This window comes from Aestuariivirga litoralis, assembly GCF_015714715.1.
In the GTDB taxonomy this organism is placed as follows: domain Bacteria; phylum Pseudomonadota; class Alphaproteobacteria; order Rhizobiales; family Aestuariivirgaceae; genus Aestuariivirga; species Aestuariivirga litoralis_A.
The window spans coordinates 24,629-33,152 of sequence record NZ_WAHS01000003.1; the positions used below are offsets into that span (position 1 = coordinate 24,629).

5 protein-coding genes are annotated in these 8,524 nt (G+C 52.4%); all 5 read right to left on the reverse strand.

Annotated elements, in window-relative coordinates; all coding sequences use genetic code 11:
* Window positions 1–5: 5 nt before the first annotated feature.
* Window positions 6–2,255 (reverse strand): AAA family ATPase, encoded by a 2,250-nt coding sequence (locus F8B91_RS16815; RefSeq protein WP_196505043.1) that lies wholly within the window; start codon window positions 2,253–2,255, stop codon window positions 6–8.
* Window positions 2,256–2,257: 2 nt separating this feature from the next.
* Window positions 2,258–3,574, reverse strand: a complete 1,317-nt coding sequence (locus F8B91_RS16820) for a DUF2130 domain-containing protein (protein WP_196505044.1) — start codon at window positions 3,572–3,574, stop codon at window positions 2,258–2,260.
* A 110-nt stretch (window positions 3,575–3,684) separates the two neighbouring features.
* Window positions 3,685–4,890 (reverse strand): GIY-YIG nuclease family protein, encoded by a 1,206-nt coding sequence (locus F8B91_RS16825; protein WP_348641817.1) that lies wholly within the window; start codon window positions 4,888–4,890, stop codon window positions 3,685–3,687.
* Complete coding sequence (locus F8B91_RS16830; protein WP_196505046.1) at window positions 4,886–6,940, reverse strand: DEAD/DEAH box helicase; 2,055 nt, start codon at window positions 6,938–6,940, stop codon at window positions 4,886–4,888. Before F8B91_RS16830 ends, F8B91_RS16825 begins: the two co-directional genes overlap by 5 nt.
* Window positions 6,937–8,524, reverse strand: a 1,588-nt coding sequence (locus F8B91_RS16835) for a class I SAM-dependent DNA methyltransferase (protein WP_348641816.1), incomplete at its 5' end; no start/stop codon positions are given. The genes F8B91_RS16830 and F8B91_RS16835, both read right to left, overlap by 4 nt.

Genomic DNA, 8,524 nt, shown 5'->3' on the forward strand with positions numbered 1-8,524 from the left:
GCTCTTTAGTAGGATCCGACGATGCGCTGAACCTTCTTGCACTGGGCTCTCAGCGCGCTTGGGTCTGTTACCGTCGCGCCGCCGTGCATGTTCGGACGCGTGTATTCATTGAGGGCATCAATATCGTCTACGTCGCCAAAAAGGGGATCGCTAGAACCTGCCGCACGTATGCTCGCAGCCATGTCGCTGAGAAAGGTCCTTGCTGGGAAGCGGCCAGGGAAGCGGTTCATGATAAAATCTTCCATGAAGGGCCGCACCTCCTGGTGAATCGAGGAATGGGTAGCTCCGCTTAGAAGGGACCCGTGCTTTGCGTATTCCAAAATAGTCTCGGCCTGTCGGATATAGATTGTCTTCAATTCATTCGACGAGGACCAGCTCCTGAGGTCGCCATTGCCGGCATCGTCGCAGGTGATCTGGTAAGTGCTGGTTTCATTCTGGGGAGCGTCGCGCTCAATCATTTGCAAGAAGCGAGGATCGTGGGAGAGCACGATGGTCTGACAGGCCTGGGATGCGATCGCACGAATCCGGCTCGTCGTCTCAAATTGGCGATTTATGTCCTGGCTACTGAACGGATCGTCTAGCACGACAATCGCGTCGCTTAGCTTGGGATCGGCGGTTACCTGAGCAATGAAGAACGCAAGCGCCAAAGTGGTCTTGTCACCTGTGCTCAGGACAGTCTTAAAGCTGGGTTCGTTCGGTGATTTTTCGCCGGCCTTAATTTTGTGCGACCCCACCGCGATGGCAAAATCCGTGTTGGGCTCACGCCCGACATAAGAGGCTTTGGCATCGACTATAGAGAAGTTGGCTCCAAAATCCGATAGCAGTTTATTTATGGTAGTCTGACGCGCACTCATTGTCGTCAGTGAGTACTGGGTGAGAGCCTCCTGCGCCGTCTTCTTTTCCTTCTCTAAGTCGCCGCGTCGAATTTCTGATTGCCTGTAGTCCTCGGCCGCCGTCTTCACGGGCTCCTCAGACTTCGCCTTTAGAGCAAGCCAACTGTCGTGGATCTGAGATGCTACCTTCGGGTCTGCTCCGGGGGTCGCCTTCACCGTGTCAATGGCGGACAAGCAGGCGGAAACCGCTGCGTTGTAGTTTGCTATGATCTGGAATGCCTTGCCGAACTTTTCTTCGTTCGGAGCCAGGTCAATCAACGAAAGGGGGTTCTCTAGTTTCTTTGCGTAAAGGGATTTGAGGTCGGTTAGTGTCTGAATGCACTCCGCCAGTTCTTCCGGCGATATCCACATTTTGGCTGGCAACTCGCACACCGATGACCAGAACGTAACGTCAGCAGCATTAGTAGCGAGAAGGGACGACAGTGCGGCGCCTGCTTCGCCAAATCCGGTGTCCAGCTGCACCAGGTTTACATCCCTATCACGAATTAGCTGCGCAAAAGCCTCACTAAAATAGGCATCGTATGCGGAAATGATTTCGGAGCTTTTGAGAGACTGGGCGCAAAAGGGACACGCATCGTCATGGATGTGTTCGATGCCGAATTTCAGCCACGGGATGCCACGATTGCCGAAGGAATGGCTTTCAATTTGGTGTCGGACTTTTGCAGCAGCATCGGCGCTCACAGATGACAGGGTGCGAGCCAGAACTTCACGGTGTACGTCAAGAGTGCCTACAGCAATTAACTTTGGTGACGGCTTCAGTTTGACCGTTGCCGTATTGCGAGCCAACTCCAGCTTCTTCCCTGTCTCAATGATGGTCTGGTCGATAGTAGATGGAATTGCCTTGGAGCAAAAATCACTCATTTTATCCATAGCGACGACAGGCAATTTTGCCCTGATTATTGCGGCCGCTGTTTTCATCTTAGCGTCTAAGTCACGCTGCTCCTGGTCGAGAGCAACAATCTTTTGAGCCATGGCGACACCTGCATCGCCCAGAACGACTGGCAACAGACTTCGCTTGTTCTGTGTCGTTACACTCTCCCCGATGTGAAGGTTCTGCAGAACGAAGTCTTGATCGAAGACGTAGATTTTGCCGGGGCAGGCGGTCCAGCTACCGCTTGAAAAGCCGTAATGGCCACTTTTCCATGTCAGTTGGATCTTGGAGGGGTTTACAGCCCCCAGCCGGCGCCGGGCGCTAATGTGGTCTGGGTTCTGGTCCGTTGCAGAACGCAGGACAGCGCATACCGTGCTTTTCCCGTATCCATTTCGAGCGAAGATGAGAGACAGGCGATGGAATTGCGGGGCCTTGTGTTTTAAAACGACAAAGCGGCCGATCTCTTCAACGCTGTCGATTTTCAGCAGCATGGCTAAAACGCCTCTTGGGATTTAGCTTCAATGGCGAAAACATCGAGGCTCTCGATCTCCTGCAGGGCTCTGCCCGCGATGCCTTGAAGATCCCCATACATTCCCACCGTGGACTCTATCACCCCGCGAATTTGCTCCTCGCGTTTTGCCCAGAGGCGGGTGGTTGCTTTCCGCTCGCGCTCCAAATCCGCCTGCATGTCGCTGAAGCGCTCAACAATGGCTTCGATGCGGTGCCGGAACCTCGGCCCCGTCAGATACTGGTAAACTAACTCCATTTTCGTCTGCTGTCCCTCCGAAGCCTGACGGGCACTTGCCAGCTCGATCAGTGTCTGGCGCAATGCAAGGGCGACAGGGACCATGCAGCGCGGCTCGGTGACCCAGACCCCATCAACATGGTCAAAAGTCTCCACACCCTTCGGCAGTGAGCTGGATACGATCAGGGCAAGCTCGGCCTTGGCCGTTCTTTGATCTTCTCGAAGTTTGGGCAGCCAAGTGTCGCTCCAATTTTTGGTGCGCTTCGATTCCCACAGTATAGTACCGCAAATCTGGCCGGACGGCCCAACCACACGATGAAGCACGTCGCCACCAAATTCACCCTTGGGTACAGGCTCTATGATATCCCGAGGGAACTTTGAGCGTAATACTGCTTCGAGCTCTATTTCGAAGGCCTCACCTTGCAGCTGCTGAGAACCTTGTTCCGCTTTACGTCGGAGCTCCTCGATCTGCCGCTGCATAGAAGCAATCTGCTCTTCCTTTTCAGTCACCTTGAGTTTTAAGCCTTCTTCGGCTTCTTGCCTGGCTTTATGGCGCACCGAAACCAAGGATTCCTGCACCTTCTTCTCCACGGTCACTTCTAACTCTCGTCGTGCATCATCCAGCTCACGCTGCTTTTTCATCAGATCCGCTTGGACCTTCTGGGCTTCACCAAGCTTTTCATCCTTGTCGGCCACTATCTTTTGTAACTCTGCGACCTCTTTTACGCGCTGATCTAAATCGGAACCCAATGCCATGCGGGCCTTCTTTGCCTCCTCAGTAGCGATCCTTTCGCGCTCTAACTTCAATCGTGCGGCCACTTCATCGGCCACCGCTGCCTTTGATTTTTCGACCGCTTCCAGCTGTTCGCGGACAAAGGCTTCGCGCTTCTGAATTTCCTGATCTTTCAGGGCTAATCGCTGATCAAATTGGTGTCGCGTCTGCTCAATCATAGGCGCGGCAAGAGATTCCGTAAGCTTCATCTCGTGATGGCAATTAGGGCACGTAATGGTTGGCTCGTTGTTCGAGCAGCTTTTATCTTCATTCAGGACGTGTTTTTCAGTCATGGCGAACTCCCAAATATCCCATTCGCATAAGATATCTTATGGAATATTTTCATACTATAGGCCAAAATACCTTTATGTCAAAAGCGCTCTAAACTCGGTGATTATTTCCATCAGCTCTTCGCTTTCAGTGTCGCTGATGCTGGGTCGTAAACATAATTCACAATACTGGAGTTCTTAATGCGTTCGACCGCCTCATCGATAATGAAGATGGGCACCAAGAACCATTCGCGCGGCACAATCGGCCGGCCTAAACGGTCTATGATCTCGATCTCCAGACGCGCAGGATCGAAAACGCGATGAATTAGGTTCTCTAATTTTGCACGGCTAATGTTGAAAAGCTGATAAGTCGCGACAACTTCCACGTCGGCCAGAAGATAGGTGGTTTGCTGGTTTGCGCCGGCGATGCGCTTTTCTACACTGCCACTTGTCACGCCGATTTTATGAACGAGCTCGCGGTTGGCCTTCACAAGGGGATGGTCTGATTTGCTGCGAAGCACATAAATCGTGCCGCTGGCTTGATCGTCTTCGTCCAGCTCTTCACTAAACAGTGGCCCCGCAGTCGGCTCTGAAATACGCCGTCCAGCCTCGTCCTTGTAAAGGGCGCGCTGTAAGGAGCGCAAAAGTAGATTGCTCTCAGTTCCGTTCGAGTAGATCACACGGAGGCGTGCGTCGTATTCGCCATTGGGGGCCTTAATCGGCTCACCAACGTCGGCGACATAGGCGGTCTGGCCATTCAAGATAAAGAAGTTACCCTGGGCGATGTCCGCTTTTAAAAATCCTGCGTCTCGACGGAACTGCTGGGAAATACGCACACCGTCTTTCAGCTCACGTTGCATTTTCTCAAACAGCGGACGGAAACTCTCGAAGTCCTCGCACTTCTGGCGGTTAGCAATTTCCTCAGCCTCGCGTTTGTCGCTCGCAGACCGGACATGCTTCAACTCTGTCAATTCGTGTGTAGGGGTCTCGGCGCCGAGCTCGGCCAAAAGAGCATCGTCGTCCAAATCAACTGGGTTAGGGCCTTTAGCGGCCGTGGCATGTCCTGCTAAGAGGCTCTGGGTATCGAAAGGCTCCAGAAGAGCACGGCAATCAGCCAGATCGCGTAAGCGGTCTAATCTGACCGCATACAGCCGCTCAAAGATATCCCCCTCCTCGCTGTGCTGTGGCGACCGACCATGCTTCTCAACAAAGCGCTGGATTTCCTCAAACCCAGCGATGATCCGCTCTTCACGGGCTGAGCGCCCGCCAGAAGGCTTTGCATCAGGTTCTATGCCCAACTCGTCCAGCAGGGCAGCATCTTCATCAGTAAAGGTCTTAATCACGGGCGGCCTCCGTGCGCATCCTTTGCAGATAGGCCACACCTTCGGCCATACGCTTTTCCCAGGCATCGACGGCCGTGATTGACGGGGCTCTGCCGCGATCGTGCTTGAACTTTAGGGCGCGCTTGGCCAAATCTCGCGCTTCTTCGACTGTCATTGTCACGCGTTTTGCGCTGATAATGGCCTGCACCTGCCGCAAGCTTTCTTCGCTCATAGTTTTTGCCAAGATTTCATATGCTGTCCCAAAGGGATTAATATGATCAATCAGGTCAATATCTAGATCACGCACATCCATCGCGTATTTACGCACGCCGTCCACAAAGGCGGTATTGGCGGTTTCGGTGCTGCCGCCGGCTACAATGACCTCTTTTGCCTTTTGGGTGAGATTGATGGCGGCAATAGCGTGCTGCCGGATCGCTTCCTGGTCCTCCTCTGCTAACTCCGGGTAGCGCTCCTTGATGATCTTGCCCATGCGCAACTGGGTCAGCTCTTCTGACACCACTTCAGGGTCAAATAAGCCGCGCTCTATCGTCGGTTTATCCTGAACAAAGGCCGCAATTACCTCGTTCAAATCTTGCTGGCATATACGGGTTGCTTCTTCACTCTTGGGTTGGGCCAAACCCTTTATTTCTATTTGAATCTTGCCTGTTTCTTCATTGAAACCGACATTGCATATATTCGGATCATAGCCGCCTTCGCCATAATCAAATCCCGGTGTGGGCCCCGTGCCGGGGTTTTTAGGCGTGAACTCAAAACGTGGGGCCAGCACCTGCTCCATTAGCAAGCTGGCAGCTATCGCCTTCAACGTGTCATTGACGGCCTCGGTTACTGCCTGTTCGCTTGCATCGGGCTCTGCAATTAGATTGGTAAAGCGCGCGCGCAGCTTGCCTGGCGCATCTCGTGTGGCTCGTCCAATGATCTGCACAATCTCAGTAAGGCTAGAGCGATATCCTATGGTCAGCGCATGCTCGCACCAAATCCAGTCAAAGCCTTCTTTGGCCATGCCCAGGGCAATGATCATATCGACGTGATCGCGGTTCTGTTTTTGCGCCGGGTCTTTCAGCGCCGCTGCAACACGCTCACGTTTGGTTGCATCATCGTTGACCAGATCAGCAATACGCAGTGTCCGCCCTTCGGCTGTCTTCACCAACTGAAAACCCGTTGCCGGATCAGTGCCCTCCCACGTTCCAAGCGCCCGCATGATATCTTCGACCTGAGTGTTTTTGTCAGCCGGCGTTTCGCGAGCATTGACATTCGGAATATGAATAATCGTCTTCTCAGCTGGGTCGAGTACCTTCAAAATATCGTCGACGTAGGAACCGGCATAGAAGGAGTATCCGATATCCAGATTTTTTAGGTATCGGTAACCGTTCAGCTGCTCATAATACGTGTAGGTGACGGTATCGAACTTGGCCTCGTCCTCAGGCGTCATCACGGCCACAGCGTCGCCTCGGAAATAGGAACCAGTCATGGCGATGATGTGCACTTTGTCACGAGCCATAAACTGGCCCAGTTGTTGCCCCAGCCGGCTATCAGGATTTGCGGATACGTGATGGAACTCGTCGATAGCAATCAGCCTGTCATCGAAAACCTCTACTCCGAACTTTTCTACGGCAAAGCGAAAGGTCGCATGGGTGCATACCAGCACCTTGTCGTCGCTGGCCAAAAAGGCTTGAACGGAATTTACTTTGCCCCCGTTGTCGTCGCCGGGGGCGTTGCACAGGTTCCATTTGGGCGTCACCGTCCAGTCAGCCCAAAAGCCATGCTCTGTCAGCTTTTCATCGGCGAAACTCGAACCAATAGACTTTTCCGGCACCACAATGATGGCTTGCTTCACGCCCTGGTTCTGGAGCTTGTCGAGTGCGATGAACATGAGCGCCCGGCTCTTGCCGGATGCCGGCGGGGATTTAATAAGCAGATACTGCTCACCACGCTTCTCATAGGCACGCTCCTGCATGGGGCGCATACCAAACTCGTTGGCGGCAGTCGAACTCCCGGTTCGAGCATAAGATACCGAAACTGATGGAACATGGGTAATTGGAGGGCTCATGCGGTTGCTGTCGCTTTCTTTGATTTGTTTTTGGCTCCATTGGAGGCCGCCATTACCGTGTAAAGCCCAAACAGCTTCTCAAGCCGTTCTGTGTCGTTCTTAAATCGACGGCCGATGTAGATGCGCTCCAGCACCTCGTCGTTGCGCTGGTGGGCGGCACGGAGTTCGACAGGCATAGTGTTGGGATCATACAGATCCGCGATTGTTGCTGGAAAATGGATTTCGCGCGCAAGCAAGATGTCCTCAGCGCAACGCGTTAAGTCGGACTTGTTTTTCTCTGTCAGAGGAGGAACCGGAAATGTATTCCAGCCCAGTGTATTGGAATACCGGAAGTCGGTTTTAATCTTGCCGCAGACGGTCGCAATCCAGATCAGATGAAGGCGCGACGCTATTAGAGCCATGTTCCAGAGAGGGGCGTCGTATAATCCAAAGGCTGCGTTGGACACCACAGCACCTTGTTCAAGAGCACCTACAGGAAGAGCAGGCCGATTCTCGCTGGTGTGAATTGGCACTATTAGGGGGATGTATTTGTTTGAAGCTTTTCCATGCCTGATTTCAGAAAAAGCATAGGGCGTTTTCGCTTGGTCCTTTGTTTTTGCCTTAGTGCTGTTTGACCGAAATTGTTTGACTATCTCGATCCTGTCGCGAATGAATTTGAAACTGGATGCATATTCTGTCGTATCGGGATCTAACCAAATACAATACCTAAGCTTGCCGTCGATGTAATCATCGCTGCCAACATACGGCTTTATAAATTGCTTTAGAGCTGGGTCAGTTAGAGAATTATACTCCGAAGCCTTCAAAACCAGGCCCCCTCCATCGGCAGGTTTGCTGCCATAGTCCATGGGAGACAGACCGTTTATTGGCTTAGCTGCAGAGGCCACGTACACATCGTCAATCGGAACGATATATGCGTTAATATTTTCAACATCCTTGCGGATGAATTGGCCTTCGTCAGAAAGCGAGTAGAGGGCGGGCAAAGATTTTGGTGCATTCGTAAGGCCTACGATTACGACCGTCACGCCGGCATTGTGACTTGCGAGGTTGGTCCATTTAAAAGACGAATAGGCGAACTTGATTTTGTGACCGGTCTCAAAAACTAGAGGCCATAAAGTGGGCACCTGTTGGCCTTGGCAGATAGAATTAGTCGCAACAAATGCTGAGGCACAATTCGCTCTTGTTCCGAAATCGGCAGCCTTCATAAACCAGCCGGCCACGTAATCCAGTAACTTCCAATTGTCGGTCTTATTTTCAAAAATTTGTTTTAGATCCGACTTTTGATCATCCGACTGCAAAGATGAGCCAAGATACGGCGGGTTCCCGCAGATATACGTCTCGCCCCCCTCGTTCTCGAAATCGATTTGTGCTTGATCTAGCGGTGTAGAAAAAAGATCATCGGCATTGAATTTTACACCTGTTCCAGCTGCATCCATGATATCGAGCCAGTCGAGCCGAAGTGCATTGCCGCAAGTGATCCAGTTCTCTGCATCAAGCGGCAAGAATTCCGCCAATGCCATTTTAGGCCCTCGATATTGCACGTCGGCTTGGTATTCCGCGATGATAAGCGCCAAACGCGCTATTTCC

What these genes read in the sequence shown, in the direction of transcription:
- F8B91_RS16830 (WP_196505046.1), bottom strand. Translation starts at nt 6,940, where the DNA reads ATGAGCCCTCCAATTACCCATGTTCCATCAGTTTCGGTATCTTATGCT.
- F8B91_RS16820 (WP_196505044.1), bottom strand. Translation starts at nt 3,574, where the DNA reads ATGACTGAAAAACACGTCCTGAATGAAGATAAAAGCTGCTCGAACAAC.
- F8B91_RS16815 (WP_196505043.1), bottom strand. Translation starts at nt 2,255, where the DNA reads ATGCTGCTGAAAATCGACAGCGTTGAAGAGATCGGCCGCTTTGTCGTT.